Raw genomic sequence first — 24,883 nt, forward strand, 5'->3', positions numbered from 1 at the left:
TTTATGGGTTTTTTGTTGTTTTTTTATGCATCATTTTCAGAATTACTAATACATGTGGAAATGTGATAGCTGCAAGAAAAGAGAAAAACAGAGCATTAAATATTTCTTTATCTCTAAATAGGAAATAGAGAAGTAAGATTCCTAATAATGAAGCCAGCCAATACGCAAAGGCGTTCCTACAATAGGCTATAAAGTTGCTAAAAGTAAATGAGCCATAAATAAATTTTATTTGATCTAAAATAGAAGGAATACTATGCCAAATAATAAAGTAGATTGCAAACCCCCAAATTAAACTCGAAGTTTTAAAGAGGATGGCAAAAACTAAAAGTAAAAATAATTCTGTCTGTAATTTTTTTCGAAAAGATTCAAATTTCCAATAAAAATAAGCGCTTATACTTAGAAAGATCAATCCGCTAGTCAAGAGGATTTCATTTATATATAACGTAGGAACTTTAAATCTTATGATCTCAGTTACGATCACTTTGACTTCATTGGAATGAAGGAAAAACAATAAAAATAATATAACGATTCCGTAAATGAAAGGATAAACAATCAGGATGTATTTTGATACTTTAAAATCTAAATAGAACCCTTGCTGATCGCCAAAGTGAAAGGAGCTAACTAAAATAAACAGAAGCAAGGCTACCATCGGTATCAAATAGAATAATAATAATCCAAATAGGACTACAATAACATAGTATAGAAATATTTTTTTAGATGAAATTTTGTTTGTAGAGTTTTTCATATTCTTAATCAAAAGCAAATCATTAGCGCCATGTAGAATTCCGAAGGTGAAAATGAGTGAAAAACCAACTGTTATTTGTACTTCTTTAGAAAAGAGGGAGTTGAGCCACAAGCAAAAAAAGCTTGCTATGATTGGAATATTCGAATATTTAAACATATGTACTTTAATTTTTGTTAAAATTAGGAAAAAAAATTAAGAAAAAACATTTTGTTTGTCTAACTATTATTATATTTACATAAACAAAAAAGAATTTAACCTTAAATTTTAACTATGACAAATTTTATGTTTATTTCAGGAATGGTCTCAAAGTTATCTCCTACAGACTATGTAGGGTTTACTTTTTTCGTAGGATGCATGGCAATGATGGCCGCATCTGCATTTTTCTTTTTATCACTTAGCCAGTTTGACAAAAAGTGGCGTACTTCAGTGTTGGTTTCGGGTTTAATTACTTTTATTGCAGCTGTTCATTATTTCTACATGAGAGATTATTGGGCTGCATTTGGTGAATCACCTACTTTTTTCCGTTATGTTGACTGGGTATTGACGGTGCCATTAATGTGTGTTGAGTTTTATTTAATATTGAAAATAGCAGGAGCTAAGCAGTCTTTGTTATGGAAAATGATTATCTATTCTTTAATAATGTTGGTTACAGGTTATTTTGGAGAAGTTGTAGATACAGCGAATGCTTCCATCTGGGGGGCAGTTTCAGGATTAGCTTACTTCGCAATTGTTTATGAAATATGGTTAGGAGAAGCTTCAAAACTAGCGAAAGCTGCAGGGGGAAACGTACTTGCTGCACACAAAATATTATGTTGGTTTGTACTTGTAGGTTGGTCAATCTACCCATTAGGGTATATGATGGGAACAACTGGGTGGTACAACGGAATAGTTCCTGCTGGTAATATTGATGTTGTCTACAATATCGCAGATGCAATCAATAAAATTGGTTTTGGATTGGTAATTTATACATTAGCTGTAAAATCACAAACGAACTAAAAAAAAATATTTTTTTTTGTTTATTAAAGCCGAGCTAGAAATAGCTTGGCTTTTTTGTTTTACTCTAAAACATGATTTATCTCATAAAACAAAAGAAGCAGTGTTAATATCTTTGTTTCCATTATGAACTATTAGTAATTTTCGACAGTACTTTTTTCAAAAACGTTAAGGTAGTATTGATTGAAAAAAGTTTTTTGTAATATTACTGTATATATTATTTACATGAGGAAAATTAAATATAAGAAAGGTCGAAAAACGCATCCGAATCAGCTTGAATACACCGGAAGACATAAGAAGATGGAATCGGAGATGCAATTATTTGTATACGACTCTGTCGACTTTGTTGAATATGAAGATATTGAGATAATCGATTTTAAAAGTTGCATCAATGAGCAAAAAACAAATTGGCTTAATCTGCATGGTTTAAATGAAGTTGAAATAATTGAAGCGATAGGGGCTTTTTTTAAAATTGATAATTTTCTGCTTTCTGATATTTTAAATACTACCAGGAGAACAAAACTCGAAGAATCTCCAGATACTTTGTTTTTTAATATAAAGTCCATGTTACCTACTGAGAATTCTGACAATATCAATGTGGAGCAGATTAGTTTTTTGATAAAAAACAATGTTCTGATTTCTTTTCAAGAAAAGAGAAGTGATTTTTTTTTACATATAAGGGAACGAATTAGAAACCAATCGGGTAGTGTTCGTAATAAAAAAGCTGATTTTCTACTCTATTTGTTGTTAGATACTGTTATGGAGAATTTCTATGTCACTATCGAAAATGAAGAAGATAAAGTGGAAGAATTAATAAACCTTTCCAAGAATAGTGCGGATCCTAAGATTCTGATACGAATTGAAAAACACCGTGATAATTTCAATTTTTTGAAAAGAGCGATTATTCCGCTTCGAGATTCTTTGTATGCGATTAAAAGTTTAAAAGAAGATGAAGATTTCAGTGTTATAGAATTAGAAACTTTTGGTTATTTTTCTAGATTACATCAAAAAAGTTTAGAGCTTTTAGAACAGATCGACTCTGATATGGGGATGTTAGAAAGCGCTTCTAATTTCTTTTTTTCTTCACAGTCTCATAAGATGAATGAGATCATGAAAACCTTAACTATTGTTTCGGCTATATTTATACCCTTAACTTTTATTGCAGGAGTTTATGGAATGAATTTTCAGCATATGCCGGAACTTCAATACAAGAATGGCTATTATACAGTTATTGGACTCATGGTTTTAATAGGGATTATTATGGTGTTTTATTTTAGAAAGAGAAAGTGGTTTTAGAAATAGTAATCAGTGTTCAGAGAATAGTATTCAGTAAAATAAGCAGTCTATTAAAATACGAAAATTCGTTTAAAAGAATATAAAAGCAATGCATTTACGTTTTAAAAAGATTCGTAATGGCGATTAGATATAAGCAATTAAAAAATAAGTAAAATGAGCAAAGCCATATATATAGCAACCTCTGAACACAATAGCGGGAAATCGATTATTACTTTAGGTTTAATGAGTATGCTGATTGGAAAGACAGCCAAAGTGGGCTATTTCCGACCAATAATAGAGGATTTTGAAGATGGTAAATTGGATAATCATATTGAAACCGTAATCTCTCATTTTGATTTGGATATTGCATTTGAAGATGCGTTTGCAATTACGAAAAGCAAGTTAATCAAGAAGAAAAACAAAGGTAAAATAGGAGAAGTTCTAGATTTGATCATTGATAAATACAAACGACTGGAAGAGCAATTTGATTTTGTTCTGGTTGAGGGAACCAGCTTTAGTGGAGAAGGGACTGTTATCGAACTCGATATGAATGTGCTTATCGCCAAAAACCTAGGGATTCCAACGATAATTGTGGGTTCAGGTGTAGGAAAAACATTGGAGGAGCTAGTGGATAGTCTGTATCTGGCTTATGATTCCTTTAAAGTTAAAGACGTCGAAGTGCTGGCTATTATTGCTAATAAAGTACAACCTGAAAACATCAAATTGGTAACAGATGGTTTGAGAGCAAGCTTACCAAAAGAAATTTTAGTTAATGCTATTCCTATAATTTCTAGTTTGAACAATCCAACGATTAAAGAAATTGTAGATGAACTCGATGCTAAAGTACTATTTGGTGGCGAATTCTTAAATAACGAAATAGGGAATTTTAGTGTTGGAGCCATGCAGTTACGCAATTACCTATTGCACCTTAAAGATAAGGCGCTTGTGATAACACCTGGTGATCGTGCTGATATTATTTTGGGAGCATTACAAGCTAATGAATCTGCAAATTATCCTTCGATTTCAGGGATCGTTTTGACTGGTAATATAGTTCCTGATGATAGTATTTTAAAGTTAATTAAAGGGTTGACTAGTATTGTCCCTATTATTTCTGTTGAAGGCGGTACATATGGTATCACTAATAAAATAGGAGATATAAAGGCTAAGATTTATGCTGACAACAAGCAGAAAATAGAGACCTCAATAAATACTTTTGAGAAATATGTTGACTTAGATAGCCTAGCTAAAAAATTAAGTTCTTTTGAAGCGGAAGGGATGACTCCCAAAATGTTTCAGTATAACTTAGTGAAAAGGGCAAAAAAACATAGAAAGCATATCGTTTTACCCGAAGGGAATGATGATAGAATACTTATTGCTGCCTCACGATTGTTAGCAATGGATGTTGTTGATATTTCTATTCTTGGAAATAAAAAACAAATAGAAAATAAGGTGGCAGAATTGGGCATTGCTTTTGATCTTTCGAAAGTGAAAATCATCAATCCGATTGAATCTGAGAATTATGAAGATTATGTAAATACCTACTACGAGCTTCGCAAGAATAAAAATGTGACATTGGGTATGGCTAAAGACTTAATGGAAGACGGTTCATACTTTGGAACCATGATGGTGTATAAAGGCGATGCAGACGGAATGGTTTCGGGAGCGGCTCATACCACGCAACATACAATTTTACCTGCCTTGCAATTCATAAAAACCAAACCAAATACGTGTATCGTTTCTTCTATATTCTTTATGTGCCTAGAAGATCGAGTGTCTGTTTTTGGCGATTGTGCTATTAATCCAAATCCTACCGCAGAACAACTGGCGGAAATAGCCATTTCCTCAGCTGATTCCAGTTTGGCGTTCGGTATAGAACCAAAAGTAGCCATGCTGTCTTACTCTTCTGGAGCATCCGGGAAAGGGGACGAAGTAGACAAAGTTAGAAAAGCAACCGAAATAGTTCGATTAAAACGTCCAGATTTAAAAATTGAAGGGCCAATCCAATATGACGCTGCGGTTGATATGGAAATAGGTCAAAGTAAAATGCCAAATTCTGAGGTTGCAGGACAAGCAAGTGTCCTTATTTTTCCGGATTTAAATACTGGAAACAATACATATAAAGCAGTTCAAAGAGAAACAGGAGCACTAGCCATCGGGCCTATGCTACAAGGCTTAAACAAACCTGTAAATGATTTAAGCCGCGGTTGTACGGTTGATGATATTATTAATACGGTAGTAATCACAGCAATTCAAGCACAAGGATTGTAATAATAGTGTCAGGTTTTAAGTTTCAAGTTAAAAAATTAAACACAAACAACCTCCACTCCGGCCCTCTCTTTTGGAGAGGGATGGAGTGAGGAAAATAAATAAAATGAAAATAGTAATTATAAATTCTGGGAGTTCGTCTATAAAGTATCAATTAATAGAGATGCCATCAAGAGATGTCATCTGTAGCGGTATGATCGATAGAATAGGGTTGGACATTTCAAATATAACCTACAAAACAAATACAGATTCTTTAGAAGAAAATATACCTATTCCGAATCATAAGATTGGATTAGAAAGGATTGCGCAATTATTGATGGATGACAGTATTGGTGTAATCAAAAGTACCCAAGAGATAGATGTCGTAGGACATCGTGTCGTTCATGGTGGTGCTAGTTTCTCTAATACGGTTGTTATTGATTCGGCCGTAAAAGAAAAAATTAGACAACTTTTTGCATTGGCACCGCTCCACAATCCGGCTAACCTAGAAGGAATAAATGTAGCTTCAGCAATTTTTAAGGAAGCGCAGCAAGTCGCTGTTTTTGATACTGCTTTTCATCAGACGATTCCCGTTATAGCACATAAATATGCAATCCCAAATAAATTTCTAACAGAAAATAAAATTAGGGTGTATGGTTTTCATGGAACAAGTCATAAATACGTTTCTGAGAGAGCCATAGAATACTTGGATAAAAGTAATAAAATCATAACAATTCACTTAGGTAACGGTTGTAGTATGACTGCAATTAAGGATGGCGAAAGTATCGATCACAGCTTGGGTTTCGCCCCTTCAAACGGATTGATAATGGGTACAAGAAGCGGTGATATAGACCAGTCTCTTGTGTTTTACATGGTCAATATGCTAGGTTATTCTTTGGATGCAGTGAATAATTTATTATTAAAAGAAAGCGGTATGCTTGGGCTTACCGGTTTTAGTGATTTGAGAGATATAGAATCACAAGCTGAACAGGGAAATGCAGCGTGTCAATTAGCATTAGCTATGAATGCGTACCGAATAAAAAAATTCATAGGTTCATATACAGCGGTGATGAATGGTTTGGACGCCATTATTTTTACTGCTGGAATAGGGGAGAATTCGTCATACATTAGAAAATTGGTTTGTACAGATATGGACTATTTTGGTTTGGAATTAGATGATGTCAAGAATCAAATCAGATCTAAAGAAATGCGTGAAATAAACACACCAAATTCTAAAACTAAAATTATGGTGATTCCAACCAATGAAGAAATTGAGATTGCAAATCAAGTTTATGATCTTCTTTTGAATTAGTAGTGTCTTTTTTATTTTAACTTTTTCTAACCTTCGGTATGCGTACCAAAGGTTTTTTTATGTAGTATAAGTAATTACAGGAAGGCTTAAAAGGATATTAAATATGGTTTTAGTATTTTAGCTGTACTAAAAACAAAAAACAATAAAAATATGAAACATTTTTTATCAGCTATTCTATTTTTTGTCTTGAGCCTGCTTCAAGCACAAAGTGTAGCCTCTCCCTCAAAAAATATCACGTTGGACTTTAAGCTTAAAGAAAATGGTCAGCCTTCCTATACTGTACATTATAAAAATAAAGTCGTTGTCTTAGAAAGTGCAATGGGAATTAAATTGAAAGCGAAGCCGGCTTTAGACGCTAATTTTACAATGCAAGGAGTCGAAAATACTACTTTTAATGAAATGTGGGAACCAGTTTTAGGAGAACAGTCCACTATTACTAATCACTATAACGAATTAAAGGTTTCATTGATTCAAAAGGAAACAAACGTAAAAATGAATATCATTTTTAGAGTTTTTGATGAAGGTGTTGCTTTTAGATATGATTTTCCAAAACAATCAGAGCTTAATTATTTCATTATTTCTGATGAAGTTACTCAATTTAATTTGACTGATAATTATAAAACATTCTGGATTCCTGGCGATTTTGACAGTAATGAATATGAGTATAATGAGACGAAGCTTTCTGAAATTGACAATTCTAAAATTGACATGAATAATGGCATTGGAGTCAAATCAATTCCAGGAAAATACATTGTACAGTCTCCGTTGATGATGAAGTCCCCTGCAGGATTATACGTTAATATTTTTGAAGCAGCCGTGGTAAACTACCCAGTAATGCATTTGAATGTTGATGTAAAAAACTATAAATTAAATGCACAGTTAGTTCCCAATGCAATTGGAGATAAAGCCTATTTACAAACTCCCTGTGTTTCGCCTTGGAGAACAATAATGATTAGTGACGATGCTAGAGATATTGTAAGTTCTAAAATGATTTTGAATCTAAATGAGCCTTCCAAAATTGAAGATACTTCATGGATTAAACCTATGAAATATGTCGGGATTTGGTGGGAAATGCACGTTGGGAAATCTACTTGGGATTTTGCAGGTTCGCAAAACGCACAGAATTCATTGACACAAGAGTTATTACCGTCTGGAAAACATGGAGCAACTACTGAAAACACAAAAAGATACATCGACTTTGCCGCCAAAAATGGTTTTGACGGAGTCTTAGTTGAAGGCTGGAACGTAGGTTGGGAAGACTGGTTTGGTAATTGGAAAGAGGAAGTTTTTGATTTTGTTACTCCTTATCCCGATTTCGATCTTGCCGCTATTTCGGCTTACGCCAAATCAAAAAACGTAAAAATGATTATGCATCACGAAACATCGGGCTCTGTAGCAAATTATGAAAGACATTTAGATCGAGCAATGGATGTAATGAAAAAATACGATTACCCAGCTGTAAAAACAGGCTATGTAGGCAAAATAATTCCACGTGGCGAATTTCATGACGGACAAACGATGGTGAACCATTTTAACTTCGTGGCCAGACGAATGGCTGATAATAAATTGATGCTGAATTCGCACGAGTCTTCAAGACCAACCGGTTATGGAAGGACATATCCAAATTACATTGCTGCAGAAGCTGCTCGTGGAAATGAATTCAATGCTTGGAGTGTAGGTAACCCACCGATGCATGAAACCATTTTACCATTTACAAGACAGTTGGGAGGCCCAATGGATTATACGCCGGGGATCTTTGAGATTAAAATGAGTTATTATGACGAAAGCAAAACGGAGCAAGTTCATACAACCTTAGCGAAACAACTAGCATTGTATGTGACGATGTATTCTCCACTGCAAATGGCTGCAGATTTACCTGAAAACTATGAGAAATACATGGATGCTTTTCAATTTATCAAAGATGTCGCTGTCGACTGGGATCAAAGTATATACCTTGAAGCTGAACCCGGAGATTATTTAACCGTTGTTAGAAAAGCAAAAGGGAAAGAATCTTGGTTTTTAGGAGCAATTACTGATGAAAACGCCAGAAAATCAGAAATAAAATTGGATTTCTTAACCAAAGGACAAAAATATAAAGCAACAATCTACGAAGATGCTAAAGATGCCGATTGGAAAGAGAATCCGATCGCTTATAAAATCAAAACAGCAGTAGTAACAAATAAATCAAAAGTTAATTTGAACTTGGCACCTGGTGGAGGAACAGCAATAAGTTTCGAATTGATTAATTAGTCTATAAATTAGATAAATCAAGAAAAATAATTTTTATATCAAGAATCAAAAAATGAAGAAAACCATAATTTTAGCGCTATTCCTTTTTAATGGATTTGCACTTTTTGCCCAAACTAAAGAAGAACAAACTATCAAGGAAATCTATAAATCATCGCTAACAAATTCTAAATGTTATACTTGGTTGGATGATTTATCCAATAAAATCGGCTCCCGTTTATCGGGATCGGCCGGAGCGGAAAAAGCAGTAATATACACAAAAGCTGAAATGGAAAAGTTAGGTTTTGACCGTGTGTTTCTTCAGGAAGTGATGGTGCCAAAATGGGTTCGTGGCGAAAAAGAAACTGCGTATATCCTTGATAAAAAAAATAGAATATCGGTTCCTATTTGTGCTTTAGGTGGATCTATCGCCACTGCCAAAAGCGGTTTGACAGCAGAAGTAGTTGAAGTAAAAAGTTTTGAAGAACTAACTGCTTTAGGTAAAGATAAAATTAAAGATAAAATTGTTTTCTATAATCGCCCTATGGAGAACGAACAAATAGAGTCTTTTCATGCCTATTCCGGCGCAGTCGATCAACGATATGCTGGTGCACAGAAAGCCGCAGAGCTAGGAGCTGTTGGAACTATTGTACGTTCGATGAACCTAAGATTAGATGATTTTCCTCATACAGGAGCACAAAGTTATGGTGATCTTCCTAAATCACAATATATTCCTACAGCAGCTATTAGTACTAATGGTGCCGAGTTATTGAGTAAGAGTTTAAAAAACAATCCTAAATTGACTTTCTATTTCAAACAATCTTGTCAGCAATTTGACGATGTGTTATCGTATAATGTTGTTGGGGAATTAAAAGGATCTGAAAATCCGGACAACATAATGGTTGTAGGCGGACATTTAGATTCTTGGGATCTTGCTGATGGTTCTCATGACGATGGGGCAGGAGTAGTGCAAAGTATGGAAGTGGTCAATATTTTTAAAAACATAGGCTATAAACCCAAAAACACTATTAGAGTTGTTCTTTTTATGAATGAAGAGAATGGATTAAGAGGTGGTAATAAATATGAGGAATTGGCTCAAGCTAATAATGAAAACCACATATTTGCTTTAGAGAGTGATTCGGGCGGATTTAGTCCAAGAGGATTTTCATTAGAATGCAACGAAGCTAATTTTCAAAAAATAAGCAGTTTTTCAAAATTATTTGAACCATATTTAATACACAGTTTTGTAGAAGGACATAGTGGTTCTGATATTGGACCTTTAACCTCTAAAAACATTGTAAAAGCGGGTTTAAAACCAGATTCACAGCGCTATTTTGACTATCACCATGCAGCAAGCGATAAATTTGATGCTGTTGACAAGAGAGAGCTAGAACTGGGAGCCGCAACAATGGCTTCATTGATGTACTTAATTGACCAAAATGGAATTTTGAAATAATTATATTTCTTTTATTGATACCAAAAGCCACTAGAGTGATTCTTGTGGCTTTATTATTTTTAATTAAGGTGTAAACTATGTAGAAAAATTTACTACTTCTTTCTAAAGTATTTGAAATAGACCTAGAGTAAAGGTAAAATTAAGGCTCCGTTTTAGTTTCTTCTTCGTCTCCACCTTCTCCTAATAATAGAGATAAAGTCTTTAAGCTTTCTGTACGATCAGCAATTAGTTTTGCAATACTTGTAAATGGAATGAAGAGAATCATTCCTGCAGCTCCCCATAAAATACCTCCTGCAGTTATCATTATAATGATAACCAATGTATTAATTTTTAACCTACGGCCTACCGCTAAAGGAAATATTACATATGCTTCCAAGGCTTGAACAATTGAAAATACTACAATAACACCTATTGGATACCAAATGGAATTGAATGTTATCCAGGAAACAGCAATTGGTAAAAGAGAAGATATCATGATTCCTATGTAGGGAATAAAGGTAAGTATAGAGGCAATAAAACCAAACATAAATGGATGTGGCACACCAACAATTAGAAGACCAACACTATTTAAAAGTCCAACGATTATATAGACTACTAACATTCCTTTTATAAAGTTATAATAGGCACGTATGGTTTCAATCAGAACTTCATGAACTGTTTCCTTTTTGTCAGCTGGAAAAAGTTGATACAATACTTTTGCTAATATTCGACGATAATAAAGAATTAGAGCTGAAAAAACAGGGATGATTAATAGAAAAAACAAGGATTCTGAGAGCGAATATAGTGAGCTTCGAAGAAGTGAAAATGCCTGTGTACCTGAATTATTCATGGCATTTTTTAAAAAGATAACTTGTTCTTCTGTAGTTATTTTAAAACGCTCTGCAATAAAAACACTGAATTGATTCAAAGCTTCCAAAAGCTTTTTACTAAAAAGACCCCATTCATGAGAGAACTCATTAATTTGAAGAATAAGTAAATATACTATGATTCCAATGAATGAGATAACGATTAAAAGAGAGCTAATAATAGCGCCCATTTTGTTGATTCCTTTGCTTTCCATCCATTTACAAACTGGAAAAAGAATACAACTAATCAGTAATGAAAAACTAAGAGGAATGAAAAGTGTTCTTCCGTAATAAAGTATAAAACATATCAATACGATATATTGTAGTATTTCAAGTGTTGAATATTTACCGTTCCTGGCGAGATGTTTTGGTATTTTCGGAATTTCTATCATAACAGTTTTAAAATTAAACAAATATCAGGTTCTATTAGATCACTATTGCATTTTTCAAAACTCAAGCGTAACCTAATTCTCTATTTTTTTTTAATTCTTAAATGTGATTATAAATTTAGCGCCTTCATTAACCTTACTTTCCACTGCAATTCTTCCGCCTAAACTAGTGATGTGATTGTAGACCAAATACAATCCTATACCATTACTGTCACTGTTATGATGGAATTTTTCATACAATCCAAAAATCTTATCTTTCACCTTATTCATGTCAAAACCAAGACCTTTATCAGAAAAAATCAATTGATTCATTCCATTTATTTTTTTTGATTCGATGCGAATATAAGGTACTTGATTTATTTTTGAATATTTAATGGAATTGCTTAATAAATTCAAAAAAATACTTTTAATATATGCTTTATTAAAATTGATAATTTCAAAAGCTGAAAAGTCAACATTAATAATTGCTTTAGAATCTAGGACCAATGAATTTATGGAAATTAATACCTCGTTAAGAGATTCCTGTAAATTTATTTCTTCGATTTGAGTATTTATATTTTCATTTTCAATGAGTTGATCGATGGAATCATTCAAAGTGTTTTTCAAATTTTCACTGGTCAATTTAAGAATATTTACTAATTCTAGAGTTTCTGGATCGTTAATTGTCGAAACGTCAATCAGGTTAAAAACAGACAGTAAATTATTGATAGGAGATTTTAAATCATGGGATGTTTTATGAGATAATACGGTAAGTTCCTTATTAATTTGGGTCAAGTTGGCAAGGAGTAGATTACGTTCTTTTTCGATTCTTTTGGTATGGGTAATGTTTTTAGCAATGGCATAAACTAATTTCTCAGACACAACTGGCATCGATGTCCAAGATAACCAGATAATTTCTCCAGCTTTGGTCAAATATCGATTTTCAAAGTTAAAGAGGGGAATATTTTTGTATACTTCCTCCCTAGTCTCTATTGTGTTTTTAAGGTCTGGCTCATAAACAAAACTATTGATCGGTTTTGCATACAACTTCTCGTCAGTGTACCCTAATAATTTAGAAACTGCTGGGTTTACTCTTTTCAAATAGCCATCATATCCAGCTATACAGAGTAAGTCGGCCGATAAATCAAAAAATTTCTCGAAGTTATCGAAACTATCATAATTATCATTTATCACAGTTTCTTCTGCTCGTTTCATTTTTTCCATTCTCATAATAATAAAGCCTAGTCAATAGCAAAGGCCAGTTTTATAATTGATATACTAAAGTAACTATAAATTATTAGATAACGCACATACACAGCTAAAACTATAAGAATGAAGTATTATTTGCGCTAAGAATTCTGTTTTGAATAGAAAAAGGAGATTGTCTTTATCAGACAATCTCCTTTTTAATTATTTGTAACTGCATTTTTTTAAATTCTAGCAGTACCATTTCTTATTGGATTACAAAAGTAATATGATATCTATTATCAAGTAGTTGCTAAAAAAATTAAAATGAATTAACTGTTTTTCTGATGGCCACAAGTTTAGTCATTAACGCCTCAAAATAATCCAAATGCAGCATGTTTGCACCATCACTTTTGGCATTAGCTGGATCAAAATGAGTCTCTATGAAAATTCCATCAACGCCTACTGCAATTCCAGCTTTAGCAATTGTTTCAATCATATCTGGTCTCCCACCTGTTACACCAACCGTTTGATTGGGCTGTTGTAATGAATGTGTTACATCCAATACTGTAGTTGCATACTGTTGCATCGTAGGAATTCCTCTGAAATCAACAATCATGTCTTGGTAGCCAAACATAGTTCCACGATCCGTCACCATTACATTTCCATTGTTACAATCTAATACCTTTTGCACGGCATGTTTCATGCTTTCGGGACTCATAAATTGTCCTTTTTTCAGGTTTACTACTCTTCCTGTATTGGCTGCAGCCACAACTAGATCAGTTTGACGAACCAGAAAAGCAGGAATTTGAAGTACATCCACATATTGAGCGGCCATATCAGCATCTTCATTCGTATGAATATCAGTTACGGTAGGAACCCCAAAAGTTTCAGATACTTTTCGAATGATTTTTAACGCTTTTTCGTCACCAATTCCTGAAAAACTGTCAATTCTTGAACGATTCGCTTTTTTAAATGAACCCTTAAAAACGTAAGGAATTTGTAATTTGTCAGTGATGCCAATTAATTTTTCAGCAATACGCATCGCCATTTCTTCACCTTCTATAGCACATGGCCCAGCAAGTAAAAAAAAGTTACCGCTATCTGTATGTTTAATTTGAGGAATATCTTGTATGTTCATAATAGTTTTTTTTGAAAGTGCAAAGATAGTTATGATTTGCAACTTAATTTTAGATTTTATTTCTTTTTTCAGAAGCTATTTCCTGCTATTCGCTTGTATCTTACTGTTTTTAAAGAAAAACCAGTAAGGATATCGCTTCTATCAGGGCTAGGGGAATCGCGATTATATTTAAAACTTTTTTAAACTCAGGCCCAGAGGTACCATTAAGGCTCCCTTTTCATAAATGTTTATATAGAGAACAATAGGTTTCTTTTGACCCTCCCATGTTATTTCATAGGCATCCAGAAACCCAGCACCCATTTCGCTTCTTTTCGTAGGAAACGGACAACAACTTTCTACTTTTTGGAAAGTGATTTTTTCGCCTTTGGGTCCGGCCAATGCATTTAGAAAGCGTGCTTGATTTATAGCGTCGTCTTTAGTACTTCTAAAAAAAATATTTATTGGATAGTCCTTGTTGTAACCATATTTTGCATCCTTGCTATATTCAGTAATTATAAATGTATTATTCCTTGATACTTGGGGGATAGGAGCATTGTCATCTACGTTTTGCAAAGTAGATTTCGTGCTTACGCAAGAAACGGAAATAACGAGTAAAAAAATAAAAAATACTGTTTTTTTCATGTTTTATAAATATTGTAGGTTCCATTTGAGGTTTAAATATAAGGTATTGATTATCTTTTCTATCATTACTTTATAAGATACAAATATAGAGGAAACAGAACTCTTAAAATAATTGTGTCGTAAATTGTGATTACTATAAAAGTTAGAATCCCTACTTTTGCAAAAATTAAATTAAAAAGATGAATATTATTTTTCAAACATGGCCGTGGTATGTATCCGGTTTTTTGATCGGCATGATCATGCTTTCCTTAATATATTTCGGAAAAACATTTGGTATGTCTTCTAATCTACGCTCTTTATGTTCTATGACTGGCTTAGGAAAACGTGTTGCTTTTTTTGACTTCGACTGGAAAGCACAGCGTTGGAATTTAATCGTGGTTTTAGGTGCGATGATGGGAGGTTTTGTAGCGGTTCAGTTTATGAGTGATCCTTCAAATGTTGCTATAAATACAAAAACTATTGCGCAGTTGGCACAATTGGGAATCGATGCTCCAAACGGAAAACTGATGCCGGACGCCCTTTTCGGTCCTGCTGTTTTTAATTCGCCAAAAGGTATTTTAATCTTATTAATAGGAGGCGTTTTAATCGGTTTTGGAACTCGTTATGCAGGTGGTTGTACTTCAGGTCATGCTATTTCTGGTTTGAGTAACTTGCAAATTCCTTCTCTAAAGGCCGTTATAGGATTCTTTATCGGAGGATTGATTATGGCTTATTTATTATTCCCTTTAATTTTCTAAAATATGAAAGTAATAAAATATTTATTGGTTGGTTTTGTATTCGGAATTGTACTCACAAAATCAGAGGCAGTTTCTTGGTACCGAATCTATGAAATGTTTCAGTTTCAGTCGTTTCATATGTACGGAATCATTATGACTGCCATTGGTACAGGAATCATTGGAATCCAAATAATAAAAAGAAGAAACGTAAAAGACATCAAAGGATTAGCAATTGAAATCCAAGATAAAGAACAAGGATCTGCACGATATTGGATCGGCGGATTGTTTTTTGGATTGGGTTGGGCACTTGTAGGAGCTTGTCCAGGCCCTATATTCATATTACTGGGTGCCGGTTTCTGGAGTGTCGGTATTGTTCTTTTCGGAGCTCTGTTAGGAACGTATTTATATGGAGTTTTAAAAGATAAGTTGCCTCATTAATTATAGCGGCATTAACCAACTAAAAAATAGCATTTTCTAAAAATTGAGAATGCTATTTTTTTTATTTAATTTTAAAATTCCTACTACAATTAGATATTGCGCTACAAGATAAGTTATCATGATTAGAAAAGAACTCAATACAACGGGTTGATAAAACTTATTGAAGGCCAGAATACTGTCTGAACTTATAAATATAATGGCACCTATCAAAACATACCAATTTGCGGGTTCTTTCCATATTAGGAAACCTTTAAAAGCAAATAATAGCATTGTTGAGATAACCAGCGCATAAACAAAAACAGGAATAGTTAGATCACCAAGGCTTGGCAATAGCACGGCAATCATTACAACTAAATACATTATAATTGCAGTAACACCCATCCAGAAAATAGCTTTATTTTTTGTGTTTTTTGGTTTAATTTGTTTGTTAAATAGTAGAATATATCCAATATGAGAAATTAAGAAAGCGATTAAACCCACGATGAAATACAGCTCATCTCTATCAGCAAATAAAAGGATAATATCTCCAAACCAAGAAAAACTTAAAGCCGTTAATAGGTACTGTTTCGAAGGGAAATCACTATGAAAATAAACACCCAGCAATAAAAATGGAATCAAAAAGGGTTTAATAAACCAAGCAATGCTTTCATAACCCAAGAGTATAATCAAGAGGTAGATAGCACTTATAATAAGATAACTTTTTAATAACAATGTGTCTTTCATAGTTGATATTTATATATTGAAAAGTATTGTATTCTTTGTTTTAAATTCAAAAGCTACAAAATAAATTGCCATTGCTAATGAAAGTAGTAGGTAACCGACAATGATATAATTCCCAAATAAAAATAAAGAATTTAACCCAAACCAGTCTCCAAAATAATAAATAATACCTAAACCAAATAAAAAACGTATGGTTTCCCAATAAACAGCGAAACGACTTTCATCCATCAATTCACTGTAGCTATATATAGTTATGAATATAAACAATCCGTAGATGAAAATAGCTGGCAAGCCTATTTGACCAATGTTATTAAATAAAAAACTGACAAGTAATAAGGTTATGAAAACTTTTGTAACCGACCAATAAATAAGTTTTGACGAAGCTTTAGTTCCATATTTATCAAAAGAATATACGTTAGTAATCTTGTTTACCGGATACTTTTCTTCAAAATTTTCTGGACGCCATCCGGTGGGTTTAAACCAAATTGTAAATTTATCTTTCCAGTTCTCGGCACGCCAAGCATCAGAAATTAATAGGCTCAAATGTTGAAAGTTAATCCGTATTGGATTCCAGGTTTGTGCTGGTCTTGTAATGCCAAAGACAGGAGGCACAGCTTCCAATTCCTCTTGGAAAGTATTAAATAATTTATCCCAAATAATAAAAATCTGAGAATGATTTTTGTCGATATATTCTGGGTTGATAGCGTGATGTACTCTATGGTGCGATGGTGTTACAAGGATGTGTTCTAAAACCCCCATTTTTTTAATATGCTTGGTATGATACCAAAATTGTAAAAACAACTGAATGGGAAGCGTTATGGCAATCACAGCAGTGGGAACTCCTATAATAGCTGCGGGAATAAGTAAAAAAGTGAATAGATTTACAAAACTGGAAACGGTTTGCCTTAAAGCACAGGCGAGATTAAATTCCTCGCTGCTATGATGAATGGCGTGTTTGTTCCAAAAGAAATTTACTTGATGCGCAATACGATGCGTCCAATATCCGTAAAAGTCGATGATGACAAAAGCGACTAAATAAGTAATAATGTTGGCTTCCAATTGAAAAATAGCGATTTTAGATACCATCCAGCCATAGGAAATAAAAGTAATGCTAAGACCTAATACATCTTTTACGGCATTAGTAATTCCAGAACTGATACTGGAAACACTGTCCATTATAGGAACGCTATCTTCTCCTTTATAACTACCATAAATTTTTTCTAGTACTATCAGTACAAAGAAAAGAGGCATTGCAATTAGTAATATTTTACCATATTCTTCCATAAAAACATTCTATTTTATCCAAATATATAATAAAATAGAATGTTTTTTGAAAAATTTATAAAAAAAGTACCAAAAAACTATTAATTTTGACTCTAACGTAATTTAGATTATTTCGGCGCTTAATCCTGCTTCCAGTAAACTAGTACATTGTGGCTTTAATTTATTAAGAGGCCCCGTTTTTACGGTACATTTTCCATTATAATGAACAATTAGAGAACATTGCTCTGCTTGCTCTGGAGTGTGTTCACAAACACGCATTAAGGTGTCGATTACATGGTCGAAAGTGTTGACGTCATCATTGTAAACTATGATTTCGTTATTTTTAGAGGTCACTGCTTTAACACTAACTTTTTCTCTTATTTTTTCTTTTGTACTCATTTTTAAATAATTTAAGGGTTAGATAAAAATATAGTTTAACTTATCGTTTTTTAAAAATACAAAATATAAAATTTTGCAAAGTTTCAAAGGGAGTTTTATGATCTTCATTAATGCATTTTAGTTTTTGAAAAGCGACTTGAAATTGTTGCTCCAGTGCCGTTTCCGTATATTGTTTAATCTCAAGACCACTACATTTTGTAGGGCCTTTATCTGAAAAAGTACCAATTATTAAAAAACCACTAATCCATTTTTGAGCAGTTTTAAAATAATTGATTCTTTCATTATCAGTAGTTAAAAAATGAAATGTAGCTCGGTCGTGCCAAACATCATAAATGATATCAGGTTTGAAATCATTAATGTCTGAAACAATCCAATGTACTTTATTTGCTTTTTCTCCTAAGCGAATCTTTGCTCTTTCTAATGCTTTTACCGAAATATCCAAAACAGTGATGTTTTCATATCCCTCTTGTAATAAATGGTCGACCAGTTTACTGTCGCCGCCACCGATATCGATTATTTTGGCAGATTTTCCTAGTTGTGTTTCTCGTATAAAATCTAGAGAAGTTTTAGGGTTTTCCTGAGTCCAACTCACCTCATTAGGCATTTTAGTCTCATAAACGGTCTCCCAATGATTTTTTCGGTCGATTTCCATTGCTCTAAGTTACGTACTATTTTACGTATTTTAACGAAACCCAATTGTTTCTTTCAAATTTTTTAACATAAGTCAACCCTTTTTCTGTGCAGGAAGCATCAATAAATGGGATGTCTTGTTCATAGAAACCGCTTAAAAGAAGTGTTCCTTTTGGGTTTAAGCAATCTGTGTAGCTTTGCATGTCGTTCAACAAAATATTTCTGTTGATGTTGGCAATAATTAAATCGTATTTCTTGTCTTTTAATAAAGAGGCATCTCCTTCGTAAACTGTGATATGTTCACAATTATTACGTTCTGCATTTTCGATAGAATTCAAATAACACCAGTTATCAATATCAATAGCATCAATTGGTTGTGCACCTTTCATTTCAGCAAGAATAGCTAAAATGGCTGTACCGCAACCCATATCTAATGTTTTCATTCCTGAAACTTCTGTTTCTAACAAGTGCTGAATCATCATATGTGTCGTCTCGTGATGTCCTGTTCCAAAACTCATTTTAGGCTCAATTAGAATATCAAATTCAGCATCCGTTTTTGGGTGAAAAGGAGCACGTACATGACAATTTCCTTCGACATCAATTGCCTCAAAGTTTTTCTCCCATTCTTCATTCCAGTTTACCTGATCTATTTCTTCAAAAGTATATTCGATATTAAATTCTTCAGATTGTAAAATTTGAATGTTCTCCAAGATCGTTTCGTCCCATAAGTCCTTTTGTACAAAAGCAGAGATTCCTGTCTCCGTTTCAGTAAAACTTTCAAAAGCAGTTTCACCTAATTCAGCGATCAATATTTCAGAGCCTAATTCCTTTGGTTCAACCGTAAAATGGTAACCGATATATATGTTTGACATGTTTAATTTTTTTGCAAAGGTACTATTTCCTTTTTATTGAATAATATAAAAATAAAAAAAGCGGTAAAATCAATTACCGCTTTTCTTGTATTTCAAATAATGAGCTTAAATTGCATTGACAATCGCTATGAAATCATCTGCTTTTAAAGCTGCACCACCTATAAGACCGCCGTCTACATCTAGTTTAGAGAAAATTTCTTTTGCATTTTCTGGTTTTACGCTGCCTCCATAAAGAATAGAAACATCTTCCGCAATATCGCTTCCGTATGCTTTACGAACTGTTTCTCTTATGAATTCATGCATTTCTTGTGCTTGTTCTGGAGAAGCAGTTTCACCTGTTCCAATAGCCCACACTGGCTCGTATGCTAAAATAACATTTCCCCAATCTGAAGCTTGAATGTTGAATAATCCATCTCTCAATTGATTTTCTACTACATTGAAATGGTTCTTAGATTGACGGTCTTTTAATTCTTCTCCAAAACAAAAAATCACAGTCATGTCGTGCTCTAAAGCTGTATTTACTTTGTTTGCAATCAAGGCATCCGTTTCATTAAAAATCGCTCTGCGTTCTGAGTGTCCAAGAATTACAATATTCACACCGACGTTTTGCAACATATCAGCAGATATTTCTCCTGTAAAGGCACCACTTTCCGCTTGATGCATATTTTGAGCAGCAACATCAATGTTAGTAAATTCTAAATGATCAACCGCTGTAGCCAGATTAATGAACGTTGGAGCTACAATTACTTGTACTTCAGTTTCAAGAGGCATTTTATCGATCAATTCATTCAACAAATCTTCCGTTTGCTCAGCATTTTTATGCATTTTCCAGTTTCCTGCAACTATCTTTTTTCTCATTTCAATTCGTTTTATTTAGTTCTTAGTTTTTAGTTTTTTTTCGAAATAGCATTATTTTAAGTCAGCTAAAGTTTCGTTGATTTTATCGAAATCAGTTTCTATGGCACGGTACAAAACAATTTTACCTGTTTTATCTACAATAATATATCTTGGAATCCAATCTAAATCAATTGCTTTTGCAAAAATGCCTTCCATCTGATCATTGGCCATAAAATGATCCCCCTTTAGTTCGTGTTTATCGATACCTATTTTCCATTTATCCGCCGTTTTATCCATGGAGATAAATACGTAGGCTACATCGGGATTATTTGCTTGTAGTTCCTTAATTTTTGGCATTGCTTTTACACAATCGCTACACCATGAGGCCCACATTTCTATGACTACCGTTTTTCCTTCGTGTTTCTTTAAAATATCTTGAAAAGCAACTTGACTTCCATCAGTTGCTAATACTGTTTCTGATAAAGCTTCTTTAGAAAATTCGGTTTTACCCGTATTTGATTTAGAACAAGAAAGTGCAAGGAATGCAATTACTAAAGCAACTATTTTTTTCATTTTTATATTTTTAACAAAGTTAAACAAACAATCTAATTTGGGTATGCAGATTAAGAAAAATTGAATATCCTCCTTTTAAATAACAAAACTGCGTGGTTTGGTTATGAAACTAAGATTGAAATCGTAATAGTTGGACTTAAAAAAATTCTGTTAGAACTTGATGACTGATTTTATCTATAAAACTATCTGAAATTTCAATTTTAGATACTACGATAGTCTAATTTTAGGATCAAGATAGGCATAAATAATATCGACCATAATGTTGATAACGACAAATGTTGTCGAAATTACCAAAACTGAACCCATTATTACAGGCAAGTCTAAATTGTTCAAAGCTTCCACTATTTCTTTTCCTAATCCATTCCATCCAAAAATAAATTCAACAAATACTGCACCGGCAAGCATTGAAGCAAACCATCCAGAAATTGCAGTAACGACAGGATTTAAGGAGTTTTTTAAGGCGTGTTTTCTAATGATTTGATATTCAGATAGTCCTTTGGCTCTTGCAGTACGGATATAATCTTGACCAAAAGTCTCCAATAAGGAGTTACGCATCAATTGAATCACCACTGCCAAGGGACGAATTCCTAAAACCACTGCCGGTAAAATAATATTTTTCCATTGGATATAGCTTCCTTCGCCAAAATCGTCTACTTCATACAAGCTTCCCGTCATGTTCAGGTGGGTATATTTTTGCAACACAAAACCAAATAACCAGGCAAACAAAATAGCACTAAAAAACGAGGGAATACTCATTCCCAATGTGCTTACCAGCGCAATTAAACGATCGATCCAGGTGTCTTTGTGCAAGGCCGAAATGATTCCAAACAGAATCCCAAATACAATAGCGATTACAATGGCAAAAAAGGCCAATATCGCTGTGCTGGGTAGGGTGTTTCCAATGATTTCTGACACTTTCTTTCCGCTTTTCTGAAAACTTTCCCTCAGATAAGGAGTCTTAATGACCATATTTACATTCGAAAAACTAAATAATTGTGTCGCATTGTATTTGTCTTCGCTCAAATAAGTATAATCCGATTCGGTTTTACTGTGTAAGGAAATAGGAGAGAGGTCATTGAGATAATAAAAATATTGGGTAGCAATAGGTTTGTCAAAACCATACTTCCTTTTAATCAATGCCAGTTGCTCTGAATTTTCATTTTGATCTAGCATCATTCTTGCAGGATCTCCGGGCAAAACATTAAATAAAAAGAAAATGACCGTAATCACGCCATAAAGTGTGAGCAGTGCATATCCGAATTTATTTAAAAAGTATTTAAGCATTGGTATTTTTCTACAGTCAAATGCCTAAAGTTCTCGGGTAAAATATTTTTTTACGCGAGAACTTTAGGCTTCTGGCTTATTTATAATTTCAAATCTTTGATGTCGTTGTAATGAACTTTTTGTTTAATAGTTCCTTCCTCTAGAACTACAATACTTGGATTAGCTCTTTCAATTGTTTTTAAAGCTATTGCGTCACAAGTATAGAAGTCAAAAGTAAGACCATATTTCTTCTTAGCTTTTTCAATTTCTTCTACTGCAGAGTTTGTCATTCCAATTACTTTGTATCCTTTGGCTTTAGCTTCCTGGTTTAATTTCTCCAGTTTTTCCATACCACCTTCTTCTGCTATGGTTAAGTCATAAGTTACAAACATTAGCAATTTAGGTTCTACTAACAATTCTTCTTTATAATCTGAATCGTCTTTCATCATCGTAAAATCATGAATAGGAGGAACGTAACCTTCGATGATTACCTTGTCTTTTCGATCTACAAAAGTGGCTCCTTCAGGAAGATTCATCAAGTCATCTGTCGAAAATTCTTTATCTACTCCATTTACTTTATAAATAAAAATCATTTCTACAACAGACTGTGGCGCACCTTCAGGAATTTCCATTGCTTTTTGGATATTGGTTCCTACTTTATAAGGGCGAAAGTCAATTAAAGGCAAATGATTAAGTACCCATACTGCCATAAACATACACAAGATGATACTGGCATAGGCTATTATGTTTTGGGCGCTGTTTGCAAAAAGAGGTTTTACTAATTTTTGATTAATGAATAAAATAAGGATGAAGAATAATAAAACGATATCCTTTGTAAAAGACTCCCAAGGCGTTAGATGTAAGGCGTCACCAAAACAACCGCAATCTTTTACAACATCATAATAAGCAGAATAGAACGTTAAGAATGTAAAAAACACAATCATAAGCAACAGGCTTCCAATTGTGAATTTAGATTTGTATCCTATCAGTAGCATTACACCAAGAACCACTTCGACAATGACTAAAAACAGAGCCAAGCCTAGTGAAAACGGAACTAAAAATGGAATGTTAAAAACAGGTTCTCCAAAATATTCAGCTAGTTTATAGGAGAAACCTACTGGGTCGTTTAGTTTTATTAATCCTGAAATGATGAAAAGTAAGCCAACGAATATTCTAGAGAATTGAGTAATTATGTTTTTCATTTTTATCTTTTTTTTATTTAGCAAAATCCATTAGTATTAGTGCAAATATGGAGTAATTAATCATGTCTTGATAATTGGCATCAATGCCTTCTGATACAATTGTTTTTCCTTTGTTGTCTTCGATTTGCTTTACGCGAAGTAATTTTTGCAAAATCAGATCTGTTAGGGAACTCACGCGCATCTCGCGCCAAGCTTCACCATAATCATGATTTTTATTTTCCATCAACTCTTTGGTTAGTTTGACTTTAGCATCATATAATTCGGTTGCTTTTTTAACATCTAAATCTGGCTGATCTGCTACTCCAAGTTCCAATTGGATTAAAGCCATTATCGAATAATTGATGATTCCGATGAATTCACCAGTTTCGTCTTCGTTTACTTTTCGAACCTCATTTTCCTGTAAACTGCGTATTCTTTGTGCTTTTATGAAGATTTGATCCGTTAATGAAGGCAATCGTAAGATGCGCCAGGCACTGCCGTAATCAGTCATTTTATTGATAAATAGCAAACGACAAATTGCAATTACGTTATCGTATTCTTGAGAAGTATTCTTCATTATTGATGTATATTTGTCTAAAATTTCCTCAAAAATAGGAATTAATTTTAAAAGGTTTAAAGTTTCAGGTTTAAAGTTAATGGAATAGTTGAGTTTTGCATTTGAACAACTTTAATCTTTAAACATAGAAAACTTTAAACAAGTAAAACCTTAAACAAAAAATTAATGACAATTAACTGTAAAGGACAACTTATCGATTTATCAATTCCTAAAGTAATGGGGATTTTGAACGTGACACCCAATTCGTTTTTTGATGGAGGAAAGTACAATGATGAAAGTGAACTATTGACTCAAGTTGACAAAATGATTAGTGATGGCGCGACTTTTATTGATATTGGGGCATATTCCAGTAAACCTAGTGCAGAATTTGTTTCAGAAGGAGAGGAATTGGGTAGAATCATTCCTGCAGTTCAATTGATCTTAAAACATTTTCCGGAAGCCTTGCTTTCTATCGATACTTTTAGAAGTGAGGTAGCCAAAGCCTGTATTGAAAATGGCGCTGCTATTATAAATGACATTTCTGCTGGAAATCTAGACGATGAAATGTTTGAAGTCATTGCCAAATATAAGGTTCCGTATATTATGATGCATATGCGTGGCACCCCGCAAACGATGCAGAGTATGACCCATTATGAAGATATTCTCAAAGAAATACTGTTCTATTTTTCAGAAAAAGTCAATAAGGCGAGGAGTTTAGGGATTAACGATTTGATTATTGATCCTGGTTTTGGCTTTGCCAAAACGATTGACCAGAACTATGAAGTACTTCGAAAAGCAGAATTATTTCAACTACTGGAATTACCTTTATTAGTGGGAGTCTCTAGAAAATCAATGATCTATAAAACGCTGAATAACAGTGCTAAAGAAGCTTTGAACGGAACCACGGTTTTAAATACCATTGCCTTGACTAAAGGAGCCAAAATTCTCCGCGTTCACGATGTAAAAGAAGCGATAGAGTGTGTGCTACTTTGGAAAAAAATTAATTTATAAATAGGATAGGAGC

General features: G+C 33.4%; 24 protein-coding genes. 9 read left to right on the forward strand and 15 right to left on the reverse strand.

Annotated features, from left to right (window positions below; all coding sequences use genetic code 11):
- Nucleotide 1 precedes the first annotated feature (1 nt).
- On the reverse strand, nucleotides 2-901 hold the full coding sequence (locus tag AC4PRO_RS04450; RefSeq protein ID WP_492116467.1) for a Brp/Blh family beta-carotene 15,15'-dioxygenase: 900 nt from the start codon (nucleotides 899-901) through the stop codon (nucleotides 2-4).
- A 114-nt stretch (nucleotides 902-1,015) separates the two neighbouring features.
- Between AC4PRO_RS04450 and AC4PRO_RS04455 the strand changes: the two genes are divergently transcribed.
- From AC4PRO_RS04455 to AC4PRO_RS04480, 6 genes are all read left to right on the forward strand, one after another.
- A complete protein-coding gene (locus AC4PRO_RS04455) occupies nucleotides 1,016-1,741 on the forward strand; it encodes a bacteriorhodopsin-like (protein ID WP_074723727.1) in 726 nt (241 codons plus the stop codon).
- Between the two features lie 222 nt (nucleotides 1,742-1,963).
- Nucleotides 1,964-3,034, forward strand: coding sequence for a magnesium/cobalt transporter CorA (corA, locus tag AC4PRO_RS04460; protein WP_492116468.1), 1,071 nt, complete (start codon nucleotides 1,964-1,966; stop codon nucleotides 3,032-3,034).
- A 153-nt stretch (nucleotides 3,035-3,187) separates the two neighbouring features.
- Nucleotides 3,188-5,281: a phosphate acetyltransferase gene (pta, locus tag AC4PRO_RS04465; protein WP_492116469.1), complete on the forward strand. Its 2,094-nt coding sequence runs from the start codon at nucleotides 3,188-3,190 to the stop codon at nucleotides 5,279-5,281.
- A gap of 103 nt (nucleotides 5,282-5,384) precedes the next feature.
- The gene (locus AC4PRO_RS04470; RefSeq protein ID WP_492116470.1) at nucleotides 5,385-6,569 is read left to right on the forward strand and encodes an acetate/propionate family kinase; all 1,185 of its coding nucleotides are present in this window, start codon (nucleotides 5,385-5,387) and stop codon (nucleotides 6,567-6,569) included.
- A gap of 150 nt (nucleotides 6,570-6,719) precedes the next feature.
- Nucleotides 6,720-8,819, forward strand: coding sequence for a glycoside hydrolase family 97 protein (locus AC4PRO_RS04475; RefSeq protein WP_492116471.1), 2,100 nt, complete (start codon nucleotides 6,720-6,722; stop codon nucleotides 8,817-8,819).
- Between the two features lie 52 nt (nucleotides 8,820-8,871).
- Entirely contained in the window at nucleotides 8,872-10,251 is a 1,380-nt protein-coding gene (locus AC4PRO_RS04480; RefSeq protein ID WP_492116472.1) for a M28 family peptidase, read from the forward strand.
- 139 nt (nucleotides 10,252-10,390) lie between these two features.
- Here the strand turns inward: AC4PRO_RS04480 and AC4PRO_RS04485 are convergent, their stop codons facing one another.
- From AC4PRO_RS04485 to AC4PRO_RS04500, 4 genes are all read right to left on the reverse strand, one after another.
- On the reverse strand, nucleotides 10,391-11,488 hold the full coding sequence (locus tag AC4PRO_RS04485) for an AI-2E family transporter (protein WP_492116473.1): 1,098 nt from the start codon (nucleotides 11,486-11,488) through the stop codon (nucleotides 10,391-10,393).
- A gap of 90 nt (nucleotides 11,489-11,578) precedes the next feature.
- Complete coding sequence (locus AC4PRO_RS04490; RefSeq protein WP_492116474.1) at nucleotides 11,579-12,679, reverse strand: PAS domain-containing sensor histidine kinase; 1,101 nt, start codon at nucleotides 12,677-12,679, stop codon at nucleotides 11,579-11,581.
- 292 nt (nucleotides 12,680-12,971) lie between these two features.
- Entirely contained in the window at nucleotides 12,972-13,790 is an 819-nt protein-coding gene (gene kdsA / locus AC4PRO_RS04495; protein ID WP_492116475.1) for a 3-deoxy-8-phosphooctulonate synthase, read from the reverse strand.
- Between the two features lie 168 nt (nucleotides 13,791-13,958).
- The gene (locus AC4PRO_RS04500) at nucleotides 13,959-14,411 is read right to left on the reverse strand and encodes a 2-dehydro-3-deoxyphosphooctonate aldolase (protein WP_492116476.1); all 453 of its coding nucleotides are present in this window, start codon (nucleotides 14,409-14,411) and stop codon (nucleotides 13,959-13,961) included.
- A 179-nt stretch (nucleotides 14,412-14,590) separates the two neighbouring features.
- Between AC4PRO_RS04500 and AC4PRO_RS04505 the strand changes: the two genes are divergently transcribed.
- Both AC4PRO_RS04505 and AC4PRO_RS04510 read left to right on the forward strand, forming a co-directional pair.
- Nucleotides 14,591-15,148, forward strand: coding sequence for a YeeE/YedE family protein (locus AC4PRO_RS04505; RefSeq protein WP_074723718.1), 558 nt, complete (start codon nucleotides 14,591-14,593; stop codon nucleotides 15,146-15,148).
- Between the two features lie 3 nt (nucleotides 15,149-15,151).
- Nucleotides 15,152-15,565, forward strand: a complete 414-nt coding sequence (locus AC4PRO_RS04510) for a DUF6691 family protein (protein WP_492116477.1) — start codon at nucleotides 15,152-15,154, stop codon at nucleotides 15,563-15,565.
- Nucleotides 15,566-15,601: 36 nt separating this feature from the next.
- Here AC4PRO_RS04510 and AC4PRO_RS04515 read toward each other — a convergent pair whose 3' ends face one another.
- The 10 genes from AC4PRO_RS04515 to AC4PRO_RS04560 all read right to left on the reverse strand — a co-directional run bounded on the left by AC4PRO_RS04515 (nucleotide 15,602) and on the right by AC4PRO_RS04560 (nucleotide 23,880).
- Nucleotides 15,602-16,288 carry a lysoplasmalogenase gene (locus tag AC4PRO_RS04515; RefSeq protein WP_492116478.1) on the reverse strand — a complete coding sequence of 229 codons (687 nt, stop codon included), beginning with the start codon at nucleotides 16,286-16,288 and terminating at the stop codon, nucleotides 15,602-15,604.
- A 9-nt stretch (nucleotides 16,289-16,297) separates the two neighbouring features.
- Nucleotides 16,298-17,569, reverse strand: coding sequence for a sterol desaturase family protein (locus tag AC4PRO_RS04520; RefSeq protein WP_492116479.1), 1,272 nt, complete (start codon nucleotides 17,567-17,569; stop codon nucleotides 16,298-16,300).
- Nucleotides 17,570-17,671: 102 nt separating this feature from the next.
- Nucleotides 17,672-17,947 carry an ATP-dependent Clp protease adaptor ClpS gene (locus AC4PRO_RS04525; protein WP_074723714.1) on the reverse strand — a complete coding sequence of 92 codons (276 nt, stop codon included), beginning with the start codon at nucleotides 17,945-17,947 and terminating at the stop codon, nucleotides 17,672-17,674.
- Between the two features lie 40 nt (nucleotides 17,948-17,987).
- The gene (locus AC4PRO_RS04530; RefSeq protein ID WP_492116480.1) at nucleotides 17,988-18,599 is read right to left on the reverse strand and encodes a class I SAM-dependent methyltransferase; all 612 of its coding nucleotides are present in this window, start codon (nucleotides 18,597-18,599) and stop codon (nucleotides 17,988-17,990) included.
- 16 nt (nucleotides 18,600-18,615) lie between these two features.
- Nucleotides 18,616-19,449 carry a 50S ribosomal protein L11 methyltransferase gene (gene prmA, locus AC4PRO_RS04535; RefSeq protein ID WP_492116481.1) on the reverse strand — a complete coding sequence of 278 codons (834 nt, stop codon included), beginning with the start codon at nucleotides 19,447-19,449 and terminating at the stop codon, nucleotides 18,616-18,618.
- 105 nt (nucleotides 19,450-19,554) lie between these two features.
- Nucleotides 19,555-20,307, reverse strand: coding sequence for a triose-phosphate isomerase (gene tpiA / locus AC4PRO_RS04540; protein WP_074723711.1), 753 nt, complete (start codon nucleotides 20,305-20,307; stop codon nucleotides 19,555-19,557).
- A 51-nt stretch (nucleotides 20,308-20,358) separates the two neighbouring features.
- Nucleotides 20,359-20,859 (reverse strand): TlpA family protein disulfide reductase, encoded by a 501-nt coding sequence (locus AC4PRO_RS04545; protein WP_074723710.1) that lies wholly within the window; start codon nucleotides 20,857-20,859, stop codon nucleotides 20,359-20,361.
- 207 nt (nucleotides 20,860-21,066) lie between these two features.
- Nucleotides 21,067-22,143, reverse strand: coding sequence for an ABC transporter permease (locus AC4PRO_RS04550; RefSeq protein ID WP_074723709.1), 1,077 nt, complete (start codon nucleotides 22,141-22,143; stop codon nucleotides 21,067-21,069).
- Between the two features lie 80 nt (nucleotides 22,144-22,223).
- Nucleotides 22,224-23,324 carry a BT_3928 family protein gene (locus AC4PRO_RS04555; protein WP_492116482.1) on the reverse strand — a complete coding sequence of 367 codons (1,101 nt, stop codon included), beginning with the start codon at nucleotides 23,322-23,324 and terminating at the stop codon, nucleotides 22,224-22,226.
- A gap of 13 nt (nucleotides 23,325-23,337) precedes the next feature.
- Nucleotides 23,338-23,880, reverse strand: a complete 543-nt coding sequence (locus tag AC4PRO_RS04560) for a DUF1599 domain-containing protein (RefSeq protein ID WP_074723708.1) — start codon at nucleotides 23,878-23,880, stop codon at nucleotides 23,338-23,340.
- Nucleotides 23,881-24,045: 165 nt separating this feature from the next.
- Between AC4PRO_RS04560 and folP the strand changes: the two genes are divergently transcribed.
- Nucleotides 24,046-24,870 (forward strand): dihydropteroate synthase, encoded by an 825-nt coding sequence (gene folP / locus AC4PRO_RS04565; protein WP_492116483.1) that lies wholly within the window; start codon nucleotides 24,046-24,048, stop codon nucleotides 24,868-24,870.
- Nucleotides 24,871-24,883: the final 13 nt, after the last annotated feature.

The sequence above is a fragment of the Flavobacterium sp. DW-iso2 genome, from assembly GCF_058725285.1.